At 66.2% G+C, this 19,469-nt stretch carries 13 protein-coding genes; 8 read left to right on the top strand and 5 right to left on the bottom strand.

From position 1 onward, the window contains the following. Positions 1-181 precede the first annotated feature (181 nt). Both ACQR1Y_RS18955 and ACQR1Y_RS18960 read right to left on the bottom strand, forming a co-directional pair. Positions 182-2,662: a DNA translocase FtsK gene (locus ACQR1Y_RS18955; RefSeq protein WP_434877731.1), complete on the bottom strand. Its 2,481-nt coding sequence runs from the start codon at positions 2,660-2,662 to the stop codon at positions 182-184. 11 nt (positions 2,663-2,673) lie between these two features. Then, positions 2,674-3,888, bottom strand: coding sequence for an aminotransferase class I/II-fold pyridoxal phosphate-dependent enzyme (locus ACQR1Y_RS18960; RefSeq protein ID WP_434877730.1), 1,215 nt, complete (start codon positions 3,886-3,888; stop codon positions 2,674-2,676). A 924-nt stretch (positions 3,889-4,812) separates the two neighbouring features. Between ACQR1Y_RS18960 and bamA the strand changes: the two genes are divergently transcribed. Next, positions 4,813-7,317 carry an outer membrane protein assembly factor BamA gene (bamA, locus tag ACQR1Y_RS18965; protein ID WP_434877729.1) on the top strand — a complete coding sequence of 835 codons (2,505 nt, stop codon included), beginning with the start codon at positions 4,813-4,815 and terminating at the stop codon, positions 7,315-7,317. 605 nt (positions 7,318-7,922) lie between these two features. Here the strand turns inward: bamA and ACQR1Y_RS18970 are convergent. Both ACQR1Y_RS18970 and ACQR1Y_RS18975 read right to left on the bottom strand, forming a co-directional pair. Next, positions 7,923-8,147: a hypothetical protein gene (locus ACQR1Y_RS18970; protein ID WP_434877728.1), complete on the bottom strand. Its 225-nt coding sequence runs from the start codon at positions 8,145-8,147 to the stop codon at positions 7,923-7,925. A 282-nt stretch (positions 8,148-8,429) separates the two neighbouring features. Continuing rightward, the gene (locus ACQR1Y_RS18975; protein ID WP_434877727.1) at positions 8,430-9,188 is read right to left on the bottom strand and encodes an SDR family oxidoreductase; all 759 of its coding nucleotides are present in this window, start codon (positions 9,186-9,188) and stop codon (positions 8,430-8,432) included. A 178-nt stretch (positions 9,189-9,366) separates the two neighbouring features. On the opposite strand from ACQR1Y_RS18975, the gene ACQR1Y_RS18980 reads away from it, so the two are divergent. Next, positions 9,367-10,893, top strand: coding sequence for a malonate--CoA ligase (locus ACQR1Y_RS18980; RefSeq protein ID WP_434877726.1), 1,527 nt, complete (start codon positions 9,367-9,369; stop codon positions 10,891-10,893). Positions 10,894-10,900: 7 nt separating this feature from the next. On the opposite strand, the gene ACQR1Y_RS18985 is transcribed toward ACQR1Y_RS18980, so the two are convergent. Then, a complete protein-coding gene (locus ACQR1Y_RS18985; RefSeq protein WP_434857920.1) occupies positions 10,901-11,158 on the bottom strand; it encodes a hypothetical protein in 258 nt (85 codons plus the stop codon). Positions 11,159-11,725: 567 nt separating this feature from the next. Here ACQR1Y_RS18985 and sdhC point away from each other — a divergent pair. The 6 genes from sdhC (at position 11,726) to ACQR1Y_RS19015 (ending at position 19,451) form a co-directional block, all read left to right on the top strand. Continuing rightward, positions 11,726-12,124, top strand: coding sequence for a succinate dehydrogenase, cytochrome b556 subunit (gene sdhC / locus ACQR1Y_RS18990; protein ID WP_008965547.1), 399 nt, complete (start codon positions 11,726-11,728; stop codon positions 12,122-12,124). A 20-nt stretch (positions 12,125-12,144) separates the two neighbouring features. Then, on the top strand, positions 12,145-12,519 hold the full coding sequence (sdhD, locus tag ACQR1Y_RS18995; RefSeq protein WP_008965546.1) for a succinate dehydrogenase, hydrophobic membrane anchor protein: 375 nt from the start codon (positions 12,145-12,147) through the stop codon (positions 12,517-12,519). A gap of 3 nt (positions 12,520-12,522) precedes the next feature. Next, the gene (gene sdhA, locus ACQR1Y_RS19000; protein WP_434857919.1) at positions 12,523-14,361 is read left to right on the top strand and encodes a succinate dehydrogenase flavoprotein subunit; all 1,839 of its coding nucleotides are present in this window, start codon (positions 12,523-12,525) and stop codon (positions 14,359-14,361) included. A gap of 33 nt (positions 14,362-14,394) precedes the next feature. After that, positions 14,395-15,177, top strand: coding sequence for a succinate dehydrogenase iron-sulfur subunit (locus ACQR1Y_RS19005; protein WP_006613010.1), 783 nt, complete (start codon positions 14,395-14,397; stop codon positions 15,175-15,177). A 108-nt stretch (positions 15,178-15,285) separates the two neighbouring features. Further along, on the top strand, positions 15,286-17,436 hold the full coding sequence (locus tag ACQR1Y_RS19010) for an ATP-binding protein (RefSeq protein WP_434877725.1): 2,151 nt from the start codon (positions 15,286-15,288) through the stop codon (positions 17,434-17,436). 59 nt (positions 17,437-17,495) lie between these two features. After that, the gene (locus tag ACQR1Y_RS19015) at positions 17,496-19,451 is read left to right on the top strand and encodes an ABC transporter ATP-binding protein/permease (protein WP_434877724.1); all 1,956 of its coding nucleotides are present in this window, start codon (positions 17,496-17,498) and stop codon (positions 19,449-19,451) included. Positions 19,452-19,469: the final 18 nt, after the last annotated feature.

Genomic DNA, 19,469 nt, shown 5'->3' on the forward strand with positions numbered 1-19,469 from the left:
GCCGACAAGCGGCGGCCGGGGCCAGCCGCTGGAGATGAAAACGTGCTGTTCAACAAGGGGCTTTTCAAAACGGCGTCCTGATGTTTCCGCGTTTCTATCGTGGTTCGGTCGGTCAGCGTGATCGTAATTGCGTGAAGTTACGACACGGAAACGGCAGATCTGGGACCGAGGCGGGCAGGGCTCAGAACCCGCCTTCTTCCTCGGGCACCAGGATCTCGCGCTTGCCGGCGTGGTTGGCCTGGCCGACGATGCCTTCCTGTTCCATCCGCTCCATCAGTGAAGCGGCCTTGTTATAGCCGATCTGCAGCCGGCGTTGAATGTAGCTGGTCGAGGCCTTGCGGTCGCGCTTCACCACCGCCACCGCCTGCGCGAACAGGTCGTCGCCGCCGCCGCCGCCACCCATGCCGGTGGCGTCGAACACGGCGCCGTCCTCCTCGCTCGGCTCCTCGGCGGTGACCGCCTCGAGATATTCCGGCGAGCCCTGGGCCTTGAGATGGCGCACCACCTTCTCGACCTCCTCGTCGGAGCAGAACGGGCCGTGGACGCGGCTGATGCGGCCGCCGCCGGCCATGTAGAGCATGTCGCCCTGGCCGAGCAGCTGCTCGGCGCCCATCTCGCCGAGGATGGTGCGGCTGTCGATCTTCGACGTCACCTGGAAGGAGATGCGGGTCGGGAAGTTGGCCTTGATGGTGCCGGTGATGACGTCGACCGACGGACGCTGCGTCGCCAGGATCACGTGCAGGCCGGCGGCGCGCGCCATCTGGGCGAGGCGCTGCACCGTGCCTTCGATGTCCTTGCCGGCGACCATCATCAGGTCGGCCATTTCGTCGACGATGATGACGATGTAGGGCAGGGGATCGAGGTCGAGCTTCTCCTCCTCATAGATCGCCTTTCCGGTCTCCTTGTCGAAGCCGGTGTGGACGGTGCGCGTCAGCTCCTCGCCCTTGTTGCGGGCTTCCGCAAGCCGGGCGTTGTAGCCGTCGATGTTGCGCACGCCGAGCTTGGCCATCTTCTTGTAGCGCTCCTCCATCTCGCGCACCGCCCATTTCAGCGCGACGACGGCCTTTTTCGGGTCGGTCACCACGGGCGTGAGCAGATGCGGGATGCCGTCATAGACGGAGAGTTCGAGCATCTTCGGGTCGACCATGATCAGCCGGCACTGGTCGGGCCTGAGGCGATAGACCAGGCTCAGGATCATGGTGTTGATCGCGACCGACTTGCCCGAGCCGGTCGTACCGGCGATCAGCATGTGCGGGGTGCGGGCGAGATCGATGATGATGGACTCGCCGCCGATGTTCTTGCCGAGGCACAGCGGCAGCTTGGCGACGCTCTCCGTCGCCTCCTTCGCCACCAGCAGCTCGCGCAAGTAAACCTTCTCGCGATGCACGTTCGGCAGCTCGATGCCGATGGCGTTGCGGCCGGGCACGACGGCGACGCGCGCCGACAGCGCACTCATCGAGCGGGCGATGTCGTCGGCCAGGCCAATGACGCGCGACGACTTGATGCCCGGCGCCGGCTCCAGTTCGTACAGGGTGACGACGGGGCCGGGATGCGCCTTGACGATCTCGCCGCGCACGCCGAAATCCTGCAGCACGCCTTCCAGCGCGCGCGAATTGGCCTCCAGCTCGCTCTTCGACAGCGGCTGGCGGTCGGAGGATTTGGGCGCCGCCAGCATCGAGACCGACGGCAAATCGTATTTGTCGCTGGACTTCTTCGGCGGAGTCTTCGGCGCCGGCTTCTTGCGTGCCTTCGGTGCCGGCTCCTCCTCCTCGTCGTCCTCCTCGTCGCCGGCCGTCTCTTCCTCCTCCTCGTCCTCGTCACCCTCCATTTCGGGCGCGAGCGTCGGCTTCTTCTGGCCGCGGGCGAGGCTCGGCTCCTGCCGGCCGGCGGCGGCCGTGCGCGGTTGCGGGCCGGAGGAAACCAGTGCGCGATAGGCGGTCGAAAGGAACCAGCCGATTTGCGCTTTCGCGCTCATCAGCGCGTGGAAGATCCAGCCGAGCCGGATCGCCTTGCGGTCGTCGTCATCCTCGGGATCGGCGAGCGGCGTGTCGTCCTCTTCCTCGTCGACCAGGCTCGGATCGGCTTCCTTCGCGCCCATGCCGCCGGCGACCAGCAGGCAGCCGATCATCGCGACCAGCAGCAGCGTGCCGAGCACTATGCGGTAGATCACGCCAGGCGGACCGAACACCACGGCCGGCGCGCGCACCAGGGCATCGCCGACGACACCGCCGAGGCCGGTCGGCAGCGGCCAGGCATGCGAGCGCGGCCAGCAGCTGGCGAAGCCGGCGGCGATGACGGCCGCGAGCACCCAGGCGCCGAAGCGCAGCGCCTCGCGGTCGAACGGGCGGTGCGTCATCATCCGCCAGCCGCGGACGGCCAGCGGCAGGATCGCCATGATCGAGCCGAGGCCGAGGATCTGCATCAGGAGATCGGCGCTGATCGCGCCGGGATAGCCGAGGATGTTGCGGATCGCGCGCGAGGTGGCATGCGACAGGCTCGGGTCCTGCACCGACCAGGTCATCAGCGCCGCGGCCGCGACACCGCACAGCGCGATCAGGCCGAGGCCTGCGAGCTCGCGCAGCCGCCGCACCAGCGCCTCGCGCAGCGAGGTCGGCAGGTGGTTGACCAGGGGAATGACTCGTTCGATCGCCGGCATCCGCATCCGCCCCGCGATTATCCGAGTGTCTCGACCAGCCGGTGCAGCGCCTCGCCGGTCGAGGCCGCATCGGCCACCAGCGCCAGCCTGATATAGCCGACACCCGGATTGAAGCCATCGGGTTGTGGCCGCGCCAGATAGCTGCCGGGCACGACACGCACGCCGGCGTCGCGATACAGCCGCAGCGTCACCTCCTCGTCACCGCCGCGATCGGCGACGTCGAGCCAGACGCAGAAGCCGCCGTCGGGGCGTTGATAGCCGTAGCGGTTGCCGATGATCTGGTCGGCGAGGTCAAACTTGGTGCGGTACAGCCGCCGGTTCTCCTCGACATGCGCCTCGTCGGCATAGGCCGCGACCGCGACATGCTGCAGCGGCACCGGCACCTGCGGCGCGGCGACATTGCGCAGCTCATGGAAGGCCGCGAGGAACTTGCGATCGCCGGCAGCGAAGCCGATGCGCATGCCCGGCACGTTGGAGCGCTTCGACAGCGACTGGAACGCGACGACGTTGCTGTAGTCGGGACCGGCATGCTCGAGCATGCTGCCCGGCGCCTGTCGCGTGTAGATCTCGGAATAGCATTCGTCGCTGAAGATCAGGAAGCCGTAGGCGTTGGCGAGCCGGACCAGCTTGCGCATGTAGTCCACCGAGGCCACCGACCCTTGCGGATTCGCCGGCGTTGCGAGGTAGAACGCGACGGTGCGCGCCAAGGTCGCCTCGTCGATCGCGTCGAGGTCGGGCAGGAAGCCGTTGTCGCGAATCGTCGGTAGATACACCTGCTCACAGCCTGCGGTGCGGGCGCCGACGCCATACACCGGATAGAACGGGTTCGGCATCAGGATCGCCGGCTTGCCGCGGCGCGGGCCGACATGGCGGAGCGCGGCATGCGCGGCGAAGAACAGGCCCTCGCGGCTGCCGTTCAGAACGAGAATCTCATGTTCGGGATCAACCGCGCGCGGCAGCGCGAATCGGCGCGACAGCCAGGCGCTCGCCGCTTTCCGGAACGGTTCGATGCCCTTGGCGGCGGGATAGCGGCCGAAATCGGCGATGTGCTGCGCCAGCACGGGCCCGACGAAATCCGGCACCGGATGCTGCGGCTCGCCGACGGCGAGCGTGATCATCGGCCTGCCCGGCTGATAGGGGGCGAGCAGCTCGTTCAGCCGCGCAAACGGCGAGCGTTCGCTCTCCGAATGGCTGGCGCCAGCGGGCGCGGGGGATGAAGCGGTCATTGCCATACGTAAAACGCGCGCCAAACCAGTGGAAGCCGCCGATCGCCCATGAACCGGTGCCTTGGAGGTCACCATAGGTGGGGCGAGGTTAAGACGCGATTAACCATCGGCGCTGCCGCACGTTTTGATCGTTTTTCGCCAGTCGATCCAGAGGCAATTTCGCAACAGCGGCGGACATTGTGGTGATTCGGGCGGGGGGAGAGGGAACCTCCGGCGCGCGGGGTGAGCCAAGCAGCCGCGAGCGGGCTGTCCGATACAGCGCCCTCGCCCCTTGTGGGAGAGGGCATCGCCGGCCGATCAACACATGTGATCGGGTGAGGGGTCTCTCTCGGCGAACGGCGCTCTTGGACAGAACCCCTCACCCAACCGAGCTTGCAGCGCTGTCCCACATGCCCTCTCCCACCCTGGCGAAGCTTTGCTTCGCTTGGGGGCGAGGGCGCATTCACGGGCACTGCGCTTGTTGCATGCTATCAAGCTCTAACCAGGGCGGCCCGGTGCGCCGGAATAAGTATGGGAATCTACGCGCACCGGGCCTTGGCCGAACTACTTGGGGGCTTAGTTCGGGTGATCATCAGATAGCACCCTGGTTTTTCCCTGGTGTTGCCGACATCCTAAGATTTGTAGAATTTGATGTCGGTAGCCGCCGAATGCGGCGCGGGCGGACCAATTGCTTAACGAAGATGTCCGCAGCGGCCGTTGCCTTCTGGCCGCAGTGCCGGAGTTGGACTTCATACTAGGCCACGGCCTCGGTCGCTCCGCCCGCCGCGCAAGTTTGTCTGACCGGAAACACTCCGTCACATCTGGCATCATCCGACATTTCACGAAACGAGAATGGCGCATCACGACCATCTTTCGCGGGCATCAGCGATTCACATGGGCGTGCCGGCATCTGCGTCGCGCCGAGGACTCTGACTTTTCGAAAGAGCGTCGATGATGCGTCTGAGACTGCCGGGCGTGCTTGCCCTGATGCTGCTGGCCCTGCCGGTGACCGCGTTGCCCCGCACCGCCGCGGCGGCCCCTGCGGCGGCCGCGACCTCGATCACCATCGAAGGCAACCGGCGCATCGAAGCCGACACCATCCGCTCCTACTTCAAGCCGGGGCCGTCCGGCGCGCTCGACGCCGGCCAGGTCGATGACGGCCTGAAGGCGCTGATCCAGACCGGCCTGTTCGCCGACGTCAGGATCGACCGCCAGGGCGGCCGGCTCGTGGTGCGCGTGGTCGAGAACCCCGTGATCGGCCGCATCGCCTTCGAGGGCAACAAGAAGGTCAAGGACGAGCAGCTCCAGGCCGAGGTGCAGTCGAAGCCGCGCGGCACGCTGTCCCGGCCGATGGTGCAGTCGGATGCGCAGCGCATCGCCGAGATCTACCGCCGCTCCGGCCGCTACGACGTGCGCGTCACGCCTGAAATCATCGAGCAGCCCAACAACCGCGTCGACCTCATCTTCACGGTCGTCGAGGGCGTCAAGACCGGCGTGAAGTCGGTCGAGTTCGTTGGCAACAATGCCTATTCCGCCGCGCGTCTGCGCGACATCATCAAGACCCGCGCGACCAACTGGCTGAGCTTCCTCGGCAACAACGACGTCTACGACCCCGATCGCGTCGAGGCCGACCGCGACCTGATCCGCCGCTTCTACCTCAAGAACGGCTATGCCGACGTCCAGGTGGTGGCCGCGCTCAGCGAATATGATCCGGAGCAGAAGGGGTTCCTGGTCACGTTCCAGATCGAGGAAGGCCAGCAATATCGCGTCGGCTCGGTCGACTTCCAGTCGACCGTCGCCGCGCTCGATGCCAATGCGCTGCGCGGCTATTCGCGGGTCAGTGTCGGCGCTCTCTACAATGTCGAGCAGCTCGAGAAGTCCGTCGAGGAGATGCAGATCGAGGCCTCGCGCCGCGGCTTCAGCTTCGCGGTCGTGCGTCCGCGCGGCGACCGCAACATCGAGGCGCACACGGTCGCGATCGTGTTCTCCGTCGACGAAGGCCCGCGCACCTATATCGAGCGCATCGCCATCCGCGGCAACACGCGCACGCGCGACTACGTGATCCGGCGCGAGTTCGACCTCTCCGAGGGCGATGCCTACAACCGCGCGCTGGTCGACCGCGCCGAGCGCCGGCTGAAGAACCTCGACTTCTTCAAGGAGGTCAAGATCACGACCGAGCCGGGCTCGTCGAGCGACCGCGTGATCCTGAACGTCCTGCTGGAGGAAAAGTCGACCGGCGACTTCTCGATCTCCGGCGGCTATTCGACGACCGATGGCGCGCTGGCGGAGGTGTCGATCTCCGAGCGCAATTTCCTCGGGCGCGGACTCTATGCCAAGGCGGCGGTCACCTATGGACAATATACCCGCGGCGTGTCGCTGTCCTTCGTCGAGCCCTATCTGCTGGACTACCGGATCGCGCTCGGCCTCGACGTCTCCTACCGCCAGCAGCTCGCCAACAGCTACACCAGCTATGGCACGCGCACCGTCGGCTTCAGCCCGCGGCTCGGCTTCCAGCTGCGCGAGGATTTGTCGCTGCAGCTGCGCTATTCGCTGTACCGGCAGGAGATCACGCTGCCGTCCTATCTCGCCAACTGCAACAACAACTCCGCCAACGGCCTGCTCGCCTTCAATCCGACCCCGGCCTATATCCAGAGCGTGCTCGGCGGCGTCGATCCGACCAATTCGACCTCATCCGGCGTTTACGGCTATGGCTGCTACGGCGACGGCGAATCGAGCCTGGCCGTCCGCAAGGAGCTGAACGACGGCGCGGCGCTGACCTCCGCGCTCGGCTACACGCTGAACTACAACACGCTCGACAACACCAAGAACCCGACCGATGGTCTGCTGATCGACTGGCGCCAGGATTTCGCCGGCGTCGGCGGCAATGTCAGCTATCTGAAGTCGGCTATCGATGCGAAATACTTCACGCCGCTGGTCGCCGACATCGTCAGCGTCATCCATCTGCAGGGCGGCGTCCTCAACAAGGTCGGCGACAAGGACCTGCGCATGCTCGACCACTACCAGATGGGCCCGACCCTGGTGCGCGGCTTCGCCACCAACGGCATCGGCCCGCGCGACATCACCTATCGCAGCCTGGGCGCGACCGGCGATGCGCTGGGCGGCACCAAATATTGGGGCGCCTCGGCCGAGTTGCAGATGCCGTTCTGGTTCCTGCCCAAGGAGGTCGGCCTGAAGGGCTCGGTCTACGCCGATGCCGGCTCGCTGTGGGGCTATCAGGGCCCGACCTCCTGGGCCGCTACCGGCGAGGTCAACACGTCGACTTGCAAATGCGCGATGCAGTATGACGACAGCAAGGTCATCCGCTCCTCCGTCGGCGTCGGCCTGATCTGGGCCTCCCCCTTCGGTCCCCTCCGCTTCGACTACGCGGTGCCGCTGTCCAAGGGCAAATACGACGTCACGCAGGAGTTCAGGTTCGGCGGCGGAACGTCGTTCTGAGGTGGAGTGCAGGACGACGCTCTGTTTAGGCGGCTAAGTTCCTGAAGATGCTCGAGCCCCGCTGCTGACCACAACGGCGGTGAGCCCCCCTCCCCCTTGCGGGGAGGGGTCGGGGGTGGGGGTCCGCGAACCCCGCATTTGATGAGAGTCGGACTCGTCGCTTGCTCTCAACAATGAGGGCGCCGATTTGTTGTTCGGACGCCCCGCAAGCCATTGACATCATCGCGCGCAGACCCCCACCCCCAACCCCTCCCCGCAAGGGGGAGGGGAGCGCACCGTCTGCGCGGCGGACATCTCGGCTCACATGGTCTCTTGGCAAGATCACATCCGTCGCATGTCCATCGCATGCGCATTGCCGCATCCCTCCCATGCTCAAATTGCCCGTCGTGTTAGTTTGCCGCAGCGTGTCCCCTTGTGTCGTCGGGCAAATCACCGGCACATTTCCGCGCGTCCCTGCTGCCGCATGAGGGGCGTTTCGCGACCGTCACGGATCGTTGGCAGTGGGATGCGATGGGCGTGTGTCGACGCAGCGTAGTTCATCTGCGCGGACGAACGGCGAGGCACGCACGGTCAAGTCGCGCGGTCCTGATATCCCGACGCTGATATCAACTCACGTTGAGGCTTCGCTTCGCGGGGGGATGGTGGCCAGCAAGCCGGCGCACCAGGGAGAACGCGAAGCAGCCGTTAAAACCGTTGCGCGGGGAAGGCCGGGCGTTCTCGGCCAGACCTGTGGTGACTGCCGCCTGCTTTCTTTTCTGCAGGCGGGCCACGGGCGTGGCCAGCGCCCGGCCTTCCCTGCGCCCTCTGTTTGAGGGGGCGACGAATTTCATGAATAGCTCGGGCGCATCGTGTCGCGAGGACGTTTCCGCATATCCCATCGTCATGCCCCGCGAAGGCGGGGCATCCAGTACGCCGCGGCTTCGCGATTCCATCGCCGGCGTCTCGGAGTACTGGATCGCCCGGTCGAGCCGGGCGATGACAGCGGGGGTGACGAGAGACGTGCCTCCATCACATGGTTCGTTAGGAGCAAACGCCGGCGCTCTGGCATTGCCCTGGAGTCCTCAACCGGCTCGGTTCATCGCGAACCCAGTATGCGACCAGTCCAATCCCCCTCACTCCCTGTTCGCCGGAGTCTGGATGAACCCCCGATTCCATGTCGGGCTGATCAGGATCTCGTTCACGCACACCCGCGGCGGCATGCTCGCGACGAACGCAATCGTCCGGCCGAGATCCTCCGGCTGCAGCATCCGGGCCTGCTCCTCCGCGCTCGGCACCACCGGGCGCTGCTCCAGGATCGGTGTCGCGACCTCGCCCGGCATCAGGCAGCAGGCGCGCAGGCCGTTCACACATTCCTCCATGTTGAAGGAGTGCGTGAGTGCCAGCACCGCGTGCTTGGTCGAGGTGTAGGCCGGCCCTGGCATCTTCGAGACGTGACGCCCGGCCCAGGACGAGACGTTGATGATGATGCCGTCCTTCTGCGCCCGCATCGCGGGCAGCACCGCCTTCATGCAGTACAGCACGCCGTTGAGGTTGATCTCGACCAGTTGATTCCAGCCGTCGATCGTCATGTCGTCCCAGCGTCGGCGCGGCACGTTCACGCCGGCCGAATTGACCAGGAGATCAATGCGGCCGTGACGCATCAGAATGGCGTCGGCAGCCGCCTGCACGTCGGCGGCCTTGGCGACATCGAGCACGACGGCCTCGGCGGCGCCGCCATCAGCCGCGATCTTGGCCGCAACGGCGTCGAGCGCCGTCTTGCGCCGGCCCGACACCACGACGGTCCAGCCCTCGGCGGCGAGCGCCAGCGCGCCGGCCTCGCCGATCCCTGTGCCGCCCCCGGTGATCCACGCGATCCGTTTCCCCTTGGTCATTTCCCAGCGTCTCCCGTTGCCTTCGAAAGGGCGTTTTTGCTAAGGCAGCCTCGATCAGAGACGGCAGCCCCGGCGCTTCAGCCGCTGCTTTCAGCCGTCCGGGCCCTTTTCGTCTTCGTCGAGCACGATGTTCCGCCGGCTGGCACTGCCGGCGGCCACCGCTCCAGGGGAATGTTGCATGAACCACGCCGCCAACGCCAATCTGTTCGCCCGCCTGTTCGACGGCCTCGACGATCCCAGCCGGCTCGCCATCGAGACCCACGACGGCCAGCGCATCACCTATGGCGACCTCGTCGCGCGTGCCGGCCAGATGGCGAATGTGCTGGTGGCGCGTGGCGTGAAGCCGGGCGATCGCGTCGCGGCGCAGACCGAGAAGTCGGTGTCGGGCCTGGTGCTCTATCTGGCCACGGTGCGAGCCGGCGGCGTGTATCTGCCGCTCAACACCGCCTACACGCTCAACGAGCTCGACTATTTCATCGGCGACGCCGAGCCGACCGTGGTGGTGTGCGATCCCTCCAAGGCCGAGGGCATCGGCGCGCTCGCGGCGAAAGTGGGTGCCAAGGTCGAGACGCTCGACGCCTCCGGCAAGGGCTCGCTGACGGAGGCGGCCGACAAGGCCGACACCGCGTTCACCACGGTGCCGCGCACATCAGACGATCTTGCCGCGATCCTCTACACGTCGGGCACCACCGGCCGCTCCAAGGGCGCGATGCTGTCTCACGACAATCTCGCCTCGAACTCGCTGACACTGATCGACTACTGGCGCTTCACCAAGGACGACGTGCTGATCCACGCGCTGCCGATCTATCACACGCACGGCCTGTTCGTGGCCAGCAACGTGACGCTGTTCGCCCGGGCGTCGATGATCTTCCTGCCGAAGCTCGATGCGGACCTCATCATCAACCTGATGGCGCGCTCCACGGTGCTGATGGGCGTGCCGACCTTCTACACGCGCCTGTTGCAGAACCCGCGGCTGTCGAAGGAGACGACCAGCCACATGCGTCTTTTCATCTCCGGTTCGGCTCCGCTGCTCGCCGACACCCATCGCGAATGGTTCGCGCGCACCGGCCACGCCGTGCTCGAGCGCTACGGCATGACCGAGACCAACATGAACACGTCGAACCCCTATGAGGGTGAGCGCGTGCCCGGTGCGGTCGGCTTCCCGCTGCCCGGCGTCTCCGTGCGCGTCACCGATCCCGAGACGGCCAAGGAGCTCGCCCGCGACGAGATCGGCATGATCGAGGTGAAGGGCCCGAACGTGTTCAAGGGCTATTGGCGGATGCCGGAGAAGACCAAGTCGGAATTCCGCGACGACGGCTTCTTCATCACCGGCGACCTCGGCAAGATCGACACCCAGGGCTACGTCCACATCGTCGGCCGCGGCAAGGACCTCGTCATCTCCGGCGGCTTCAATGTCTATCCGAAGGAGATCGAGAGCGAGATCGACGCCATGCCGGGCGTGGTCGAGTCCGCCGTGATCGGCGTGCCGCATGCCGATTTCGGCGAGGGCGTCACCGCCGTGGTCGTGAAGCATCCCGGCGCCGATGTGAACGAGGCCGGCGTGCTCAAGGGCCTCGACGGCCGGCTTGCCAAGTTCAAAATGCCCAAGCGCGTGTTCGTGGTCGACGAGCTGCCGCGCAACACCATGGGCAAGGTGCAGAAGAACGTGCTGCGTGACCAGTACAAGGACATTTATACGAAGTAGCGACGGCCTAGCGCCGTCGTCCGATCGCCAGGCCCGCGAGTGCGGCCAGCGGCGGCGCGGCGCAGATCACCACGAACTCCAGCACGGCGAGCGAGGCGATGTTGTGCTGGAGGGCGATGGCGACGCAGGCGGCGAACAGGCCGGCGGCCGCGAATCCGAGGACGCAGGTCAACGGCTCCTCGGCGGGTTCGCGCGAGGAGGCATTGCGCACCGGCAGCGCCGCCGGGCGTTCGGTGGTTGTCGGCCGGACCGTGGGAACGGGCATCGGACCTCCCTGCAGCGCGCTTTTTTGGATCGCGTCTCGCCGCAGACTAGGCCACGGCGTCCGACCCTGACATGCGGCAAAATCGACCAGCGGCGAGATCCGGGTGTCGAGCATCGGGAACGGGCGACATCCGCGCCTGTTTGCCTCGGGGTCCGGCGGCGTCAGGGCGACGCTCGTCCCGCGAATCCTTCCGGTCAGGTTTGCAGAATCGAGAGCCTGTGCAGCCGGGTGTATGGCGAAACCGGCCGGCCCCGGTCCGTAGTTAAGCGGTGAATCAATGCTCTACGACCTGCGTTATTTTCGAGGTCTGCCGCGTTCGACCGGGCTTGGTGAGGAGATAGAAATGAACCATCATTCGCCGTTAAATGGGGGCGCTGGGTCCTGGTATACCACGGCGGAGATTGATCCTTTTTTCACCGAGGTGATAGTACTGAATCGCAGTTCGGTTTTGGGCCATTTGTTCGTTGCAACACCTGTTCCTTCTCCGTAAATAAGGCCCGCCTGCCGATCCCACACGGCCGCAAGCCCCTTCCGTTCACGGCCCACAAGAAATCATCAAAGCAAGCAATGACAGCCAGGATCGAACGACCGCTTTCGCCGCATCTGCAAACCTACCGCTGGACGCTGACGATGATCTTGTCGATCGTCCATCGCGCCACCGGGGTTGCATTGTACTTCGGGACGCTGCTGCTGGCCTGGTGGTTGATCGCCGCCGCGTCCGGTCCCAGCGCCTATTCCTATGTCCAGGGCTTCATGGGCAGCTTCCTCGGCCGCCTGATCGTGTTCGGCTACACCTGGGCGCTGCTGCATCATCTGCTCTCCGGCATCCGTCACTTCGTCTGGGACCTCGGCTACGGCTTCAAGCCCAATGAGCGCGAGACGCTGACCTGGGGCGCACTGATCGGCGGCATCACCTTGACCGTTCTGGTGTGGATCGTGGCCTACGCAGTCGGAGGCGGTCGATGAGCAACGCACGCGCAAAATCGATGCGGACCCCGCTGGGCCGCGTCCGCAATCTCGGTGCAGCCCATTCCGGCACCGGCGACTTCTGGCGCCAGCGCATCACCGCGGTCGCGATGACCTTGCTGATCGTTCCGGTCGTCGTCGTCGTGATCATGCTGCTCGGCCGCAACCAGGCGGGTGCGGCGCAGATTCTCGGCTCGCTGCCGATCGCGCTGATCATGCTGCTGTTCGTAGTTGCCAGCTGCTGGCACATGAAGATCGGCATGCAGGTGATCATCGAGGACTACGTCCACACCGAGTCGCTCAAGCTCATCGCGATCATGGCCAACAATTTCTTTGCCGTGACCGTGGCGATCGCCTCGATCTACGCCCTCATCAAACTGTCCACTGGAGTCTAGCGAATGGCCGGCGGAGCAAATGGCAGCGCGAACGGCGCGCCCGCGACGAACGGAAAAGCCTATCCGATCGAGGATCACACCTACGACGTCGTCGTGGTCGGCGCCGGCGGCGCGGGCCTGCGCGCCGTAGTCGGCTGCAGCGAGGCTGGCCTGCGCACGGCCTGCATCACCAAGGTGTTCCCGACCCGCTCGCATACCGTGGCGGCGCAGGGCGGCATCTCCGCCTCGCTCGGCAACATGCACCAGGACGACTGGCGCTGGCACATGTACGACACCGTGAAGGGGTCGGACTGGCTCGGCGACCAGGACGCCATCGAATACATGGTGCGCAACGCGCCCGACGCGGTCTACGAGCTCGAGCATTGGGGCGTGCCGTTCTCGCGCACCGAGGACGGCAAGATCTATCAGCGCCCGTTCGGCGGCATGACCATGGACTACGGCAAGGGCCAGGCGCAGCGCACCTGCGCCGCCGCCGACCGCACCGGCCATGCGATGCTGCACACGATGTATGGCCAGTCGCTGCGCCATGCGGCGGAGTTCTTCATCGAGTATTTCGCCATCGACCTGATCATGGACGATCAGGGCACCTGCCGCGGCGTGATCGCGCTGCGCATGGATGACGGCACGCTGCACCGCTTCCGCGCCCAGACCACGATCCTGGCCACCGGCGGCTACGGCCGCGCCTACGCCTCCTGCACCTCGGCGCACACCTGCACCGGCGACGGTGGCGGCATGGCGCTGCGCGCCGGCCTGCCGCTCCAGGACATGGAGTTCGTGCAATTCCACCCGACCGGCATCTACGGCTCGGGCTGTCTCGTGACCGAAGGCGCTCGCGGCGAAGGCGGCTATCTCGTCAATTCCGAGGGCGAGCGCTTCATGGAGCGCTATGCGCCGTCGGCGAAGGATCTCGCCTCGCGCGACGTCGTCTCGCGCGCGATGACCATCGAGATCCGCGAAGGCCGCGGCGTCGGCAAGAAGAAGGACCACATCTTCCTGCATCTCGACCATCTCGATCCGAAGGTGCTGGCCGAGCGTCTGCCCGGCATCTCCGAATCGGCCAAGATCTTCGCCAATGTCGACGTGACCCGCGAGCCGATCCCGATCGTGCCGACGGTGCACTACAACATGGGCGGCATCCCGACCAACTATCACGCCGAGGTGCTGACCAAGAAGGACGGCGACGACAACGCGATCGTCCCCGGCCTGATGGCGGTGGGCGAGGCGGCCTGCGTGTCGGTGCACGGCGCCAACCGGCTCGGTTCCAACTCGCTGATCGACCTCGTCGTGTTCGGCCGCGCCGCCGCGCTGCGGCTGGCCGAGAAGCTGACGCCGAACGGCAAGCAGCCCGATCTGCCGAAGGACTCCGCCGACAAGGCGCTCGGCCGTCTCGACCACTATCGCTACGCCTCGGGCGGCACGCCGACCGCGAAGCTGCGCGAGAGCATGCAGCACGTGATGCAGACCAACTGCGCCGTGTTCCGTACCGGCGAGGTGCTGCAGGAAGGCCATAACCTGATCCACAAGGTGTATGGCGGCATCGGCGACATCGCCGTGTCCGACCGCTCGCTGGTGTGGAATTCCGACCTGATCGAGACCCTGGAGTTCGACAACCTCATCGCGCAAGCGGTGGTGACGATGGACTCGGCGGTCAATCGCACCGAGAGCCGCGGCGCGCATGCGCGCGAGGACTTCCCGGATCGCGACGACAAGAACTGGATGAAGCACACGCTGGCGTGGATCGACAACAAGGACGGCAAGACCACGATCGATTTCCGCCCGGTGCACAACTACACCATGACCAACGACGTGCAGTACATCCCGCCGAAAGCGCGCGTGTACTGAGCCCGTCCGTCATAACAAAGAAGGCCTCCCGAAATGGCTGAGTTCGCACTTCCGAAGAATTCGCAGATCACCGGCGGCAAGACCTGGCCGAAGCCGGCGGGCGCAACCGAAGTCCGCGAGTTCAAGGTCTATCGCTGGAATCCGGACGACGGCAAGAATCCGAGCGTCGACACCTACTATGTCGACGTCAACGATTGCGGTCCGATGGTCCTCGACGGTCTGATCTGGATCAAGAACCACATCGATCCGTCGCTGACCTTCCGCCGCTCCTGCCGCGAGGGCGTGTGCGGCTCCTGCGCGATGAACATCGACGGCCAGAACACGCTGGCCTGCACCCGCTCGATGCACGACGTGAAGGACGGCGCGGTCAAGATCAACCCGCTGCCGCACCAGCCGGTGGTCAAGGACCTGGTACCCGACCTCACCAATTTCTACGCGCAGTATGCCTCGATCGAGCCGTGGCTGAAGACCACCACGCCGACGCCGCAGAAGGAATGGAAGCAGACCCACGAGGACCGCGAGAAGCTCGACGGCCTCTATGAGTGCATCCTGTGCGCCTGCTGCTCGACCTCGTGCCCGAGCTACTGGTGGAACAGCGAGCGTTATCTGGGACCGGCCGCGCTGCTGCAGGCGACCCGCTGGGTCAAGGACAGCCGCGACGAGGCGACCGGCGAGCGGCTCGACAATCTCGAGGATCCGTTCCGGCTGTATCGCTGCCACACCATCATGAACTGCGCCAAGGCCTGCCCGAAGGGGCTCAACCCGGCCGAGGCGATCGCCGAGCTGAAGTTGAAGCTCGTCGAACGGCAGATCTGACCGAGAACTAGATAAGACGCGCCCGGAACCGTCAGAAGTTCCGGGCGCAGCTACTTTGTAGCCGACGCCGATTGCGTTAAGCTCTCAGCCCTTTGGGCCGGAGCACCTGTGCAAACCGCACAACGCAAATCGCTGATGATGCTGCGCTGGATGACGGTCGCGTCGCTCGCGCTGCCCGTCGCGCTGTTCCTGGTCGCTGCCTACGTCTCCTACGGTGCGACGACCGAAGAGGCCGACCGCGAGATCCGCCGTTCGCTCGATGTGGTCCACGAGCATGCGCTCAAGGTGTTCGAGACCATCGACCGCAGCCTGTCCGAGATCGACGAGATCGTCCGCGACCTGTCGGACGCGGACATCAAGGCCCGCGAGCAGGCGCTGCATCTGCGGCTGCGCCAATTGTCGGATGCGCTGCCGCAGATGAAGTCGGCCTGGGTGTTCGACGCCAATGGCCGGCCGCTCGTCAACAGCCTGGTCTACCCGGCACCGGACACCTCGTTCGTGGACCGCGACTACTTCTCCGCCCATGTGAAAACCAGCATCGGCACCTTCATCGGCACCCAGCTGGCACCCCGTCCCCCCTATCAGGGCGCGACGTTCTTCAGCGTCAGCCGCCGCCGCCCCGGCGACCACGGCAGCTTCACCGGCGTCGTCCAGGCCTCGGTGCTGCCGGATTACTTCGAGCACTTCTATGCCCGGATCGGCCGCGCGCCCGGCAGCTACTTCGCGCTGCGCCGCTACGATGGCCGGGTCCTGGCGCGCTATCCGGCCGCGCCGGACGAAGCCGGGCCGGTCGCGAACGACATTCCGGCGGGGGCCGCGGATACCGAGCAGCTGGTCACGGAAACCTCGCCGCTCGATGGGATCCAGCGTCGCGTCGGCTACCAGCGGCTCGCGGACTACCCGGTCTACGTCTCCGCGGGGCTGGCGACGGCGACCATCCGCGACCGCTGGCTCGGCACGATCAGCCGGCACCTCATCTTCGGTATTCCTGCGACCGCGCTGCTCGTCGTCTTCCTGATGCTGGCGCGCAGCCGCACCGAGCACTTCTACGTCGAGGCGGCCCGACGCCTCGAGGCCGAGGACGCGCTCAAGCACGGCCAGCGCATGGAGGCGCTGGGCCAGCTCACCGGCGGCGTTGCGCACGACTTCAACAATCTGCTGACCGTCATCCGCGCCTCGGCCGATCTGCTGCGCCGGCCGAATCTTCCCGATGAACGGCGGCAGCGCTACATCGATGCGATCTCGGACACGGTGGCGCGCGCCTCGAAGCTGACCTCGCAGCTGCTCGCCTTTGCCCGGCGGCAGACGCTGAAGCCGGAGGTGTTCGACATCGGCCGCAGCGTCGTCACGCTGCGGGACATGACCAAGACGCTGGTGGGATCGCGCATCGAGGTCGTGACCTCCGTTCCCGATGAGCCCTGCTACGTCAATGCCGATGCCGGGCAGTTCGAGACCGCCCTGATCAACATGGCGGTGAACGCGCGCGACGCCATGGCCGGGCAGGGGCTTCTCAGCATCGCGGTGGCGCCCGCCGCCGATCTGCCGACCCCCGCCGCGCCGCACGAGCGACCGCCGCTCGGCTATGTCGCCATTGCGGTCAAGGACACCGGCGTCGGGATTCCACAGGAGCAGTTCAGCCGGATCTTCGAGCCGTTCTTCACCACCAAGACCATCGGCCAGGGCACCGGCCTCGGCCTGTCGCAGGTGTTCGGCTTTGCCAAGCAGTCCGGCGGCGAGCTCGGGGTGGTGAGCGAGGTCGGGCACGGCGCCACCTTCACGCTGTATCTGCCGCGCGTGGCTCCAGCGGATCCGCAGCGCGGCGTCGACGGTCACCGTGCCGTTCCGATCGGCGGCGAGGGTATGTCGGTGCTGGTGGTCGAGGACAACATCGATGTCGGCAGGTCCGCCACCGAAGCGCTGGCCGAACTCGGCTATCGCACCACCTTGGTCGACAATGCCCAGGATGCGCTGGAGGAGCTGATCAGCAGCGCCAGCCGGTTCGACGTCGTGTTCACCGATGTCGTGATGCCCGGAATGACCGGCCTTGAGCTCGCCGAGGAGATCCGCCGCCTCGAGCTGAACGTGCCGGTCGTGCTCGCGAGCGGTTACAGCCACGTGCTGGCGCAGCAGGGCACGCATGGCTTCGAGCTGCTGCACAAACCCTATTCGATCGAGGAGTTGTCGCGCGTGCTGCACAAGGTCGTCCCCGTCCCGCTCTACCGCGCGCCGCCCGTTGCACCAAACACCGACCTCTCCTGAGCCCACGGTGCCGGGGAACTCAAGCGGGAACCTTCAACTCAGGTTGCGGTTATCGCGCCATGGGACAGGTTCAGGACATCGCGCGGCCCGCTCGGTCAGAGCCGGAGAAGGCTCCGATCATCGAGATCGCGGCCGAAAGCGGTGCCCATGTCGAGCCGCCGCCGCCTGAACTGGTGGAGCCCGACCCGGAGCTTTCGCCCGAGGAAGCCGAGCAGCTCCGCAAGCGCTACCTGCTGACGCGCTTCTGGATCAGCGCCCGCGGCTTCTGGGGCAAGAGCGGCGACCGGCTGGCATGGATGTTCACCATCGGCCTGCTGCTGCTGATCGTTGCGACCGTTGCGGTTCAGTACGGCATCAATGTCTGGAATCGCTCGATCTTCGACGCGATCGAGAAGCGCGATTCCGCCACCGTCTTCCATCTCACGGCGATCTTCTTCCCGCTGGCGATCGGCAGCGTCGTGCTCGGCGTCGCGCAGGTCTATGCCCGCATGGGCATTCAGCGCCGCTGGCGCGCCTGGCTGACCAACAGCGTCATCACGCGCTGGCTCACCAGCGGACGCTACTACCAGCTCAACCTCGTCAGCGGCGACCACAAGAACCCCGAATACCGCATCGCCGAGGATCTGCGCATCGCCGCGGACTCGCCGGTCGATTTCGTCGCCGGCGTGACCTCGGCGCTGCTGTCGGCGGCCACCTTCATCGTCGTGCTCTGGACCATCGGCGGCGCGCTGACGCTGCATCTCGGCGGCACCGAGATCACGATTCCGGGCTTCCTGGTCATTGCAGCGATCGTCTACGCCGCCATCGCCTCGGGTTCGATCATGACGATCGGCCGCCGCTTCGTGCAGGTCTCCGAGGACAAGAACCAGGCCGAAGCGGACTTCCGCTACACGCTGACCCGCGTCCGCGAGAATGGCGAGAGCATCGCATTGCTCGGCGGCGAGAGCGAGGAGCGCGCCGGGATCGACCGGACGTTCGGCAACGTGCTGCAGCAGTGGGCCCGGCTCGCCGGCCAGCACATGCGCACCACGCTGGTCTCGCAGGGCTCGAGCCTCATTGCCCCCGTGGTGCCGCTGTTGCTGTGCGCGCCAAAATTCCTCGACGGCAGCATGACGCTCGGCCAAGTCATGCAGGCGGCGAGCGCGTTCACGATCGTGCAGACCGCGTTCGGCTGGCTGGTCGACAACTATCCGCGCCTCGCCGACTGGAACGCCTGTGCCCGCCGCATCGCCTCGCTGATGATGTCGCTCGACGCGCTGGAGCGGGCGGAGCAGGGCGACGGTCTCGGCCGCATCAAGCGCGGCGAGACGACCGGTGATGCGATGCTGAGCCTCAACGACCTCTCCGTCACCCTTGATGACGGCACGGCCGTCGTCGGCGAAACCGAGGTCGTGGTCGATCCGGGCGAGCGGCTGCTCGTTGCCGGCGAATCCGGCACCGGCAAGAGCACGCTGGTCCGCGCCATCGCCGGCCTCTGGCCGTGGGGCGGCGGCAGCATCAATTTCCATCCCGACCGCAGGCTCTTCATGCTGCCGCAGCGGCCCTATGTGCCCTCCGGCAGCCTGCGTCGCGCCGTGGCCTATCCCGGTGCCGCCGAGGACTGGAGCGTGGAGCAGGTCGGGGAGGCCCTGCAGAAGACCGGGCTCGATCATCTGAAGGAGCGCATCGAGGAAGAGGCGCCGTGGGACCAGACGCTTTCCGGCGGCGAGAAGCAGCGCCTCGCCTTTGCGCGGCTGCTGCTGCACCGTCCCGATATCGTCGTGCTCGACGAGGCGACGTCGGCGCTCGACGAGAAGAGTCAGGACCGGATGATGGAAATGGTGACGACCGAGCTGCCGAAGGCGACCATCGTCAGCGTCGCGCACCGGGTCGAGCTCGAGGCCTTCCACAGCCGCAAGATCGTGCTCGAACGCCGCAAGGGCGGCGCCAAGCTCGTCAGCGACATCGACCTGATCCCGCGCAAGGGCAAGCGGCGGTTGATCGGGCGCTTCCTGCGCCAGCGCAAGGCGGTGTGAGCCGAGCCACGCATTCAA

It is taken from the genome of Bradyrhizobium sp. HKCCYLRH3099 (assembly GCF_051167855.1).
Classification (GTDB): domain Bacteria; phylum Pseudomonadota; class Alphaproteobacteria; order Rhizobiales; family Xanthobacteraceae; genus Bradyrhizobium.

What these genes read in the sequence shown, in the direction of transcription:
- ACQR1Y_RS18955 (WP_434877731.1), bottom strand. Translation starts at nt 2,662, where the DNA reads ATGCGGATGCCGGCGATCGAACGAGTCATTCCCCTGGTCAACCACCTG.
- ACQR1Y_RS18960 (WP_434877730.1), bottom strand. Translation starts at nt 3,888, where the DNA reads ATGGCAATGACCGCTTCATCCCCCGCGCCCGCTGGCGCCAGCCATTCG.
- bamA (WP_434877729.1), top strand. Translation starts at nt 4,813, where the DNA reads ATGATGCGTCTGAGACTGCCGGGCGTGCTTGCCCTGATGCTGCTGGCC.
- ACQR1Y_RS18970 (WP_434877728.1), bottom strand. Translation starts at nt 8,147, where the DNA reads ATGAAATTCGTCGCCCCCTCAAACAGAGGGCGCAGGGAAGGCCGGGCG.
- ACQR1Y_RS18975 (WP_434877727.1), bottom strand. Translation starts at nt 9,188, where the DNA reads ATGACCAAGGGGAAACGGATCGCGTGGATCACCGGGGGCGGCACAGGG.
- ACQR1Y_RS18980 (WP_434877726.1), top strand. Translation starts at nt 9,367, where the DNA reads ATGAACCACGCCGCCAACGCCAATCTGTTCGCCCGCCTGTTCGACGGC.
- ACQR1Y_RS18985 (WP_434857920.1), bottom strand. Translation starts at nt 11,158, where the DNA reads ATGCCCGTTCCCACGGTCCGGCCGACAACCACCGAACGCCCGGCGGCG.
- sdhC (WP_008965547.1), top strand. Translation starts at nt 11,726, where the DNA reads ATGACAGCCAGGATCGAACGACCGCTTTCGCCGCATCTGCAAACCTAC.
- sdhD (WP_008965546.1), top strand. Translation starts at nt 12,145, where the DNA reads ATGCGGACCCCGCTGGGCCGCGTCCGCAATCTCGGTGCAGCCCATTCC.
- sdhA (WP_434857919.1), top strand. Translation starts at nt 12,523, where the DNA reads ATGGCCGGCGGAGCAAATGGCAGCGCGAACGGCGCGCCCGCGACGAAC.
- ACQR1Y_RS19005 (WP_006613010.1), top strand. Translation starts at nt 14,395, where the DNA reads ATGGCTGAGTTCGCACTTCCGAAGAATTCGCAGATCACCGGCGGCAAG.
- ACQR1Y_RS19015 (WP_434877724.1), top strand. Translation starts at nt 17,496, where the DNA reads ATGGGACAGGTTCAGGACATCGCGCGGCCCGCTCGGTCAGAGCCGGAG.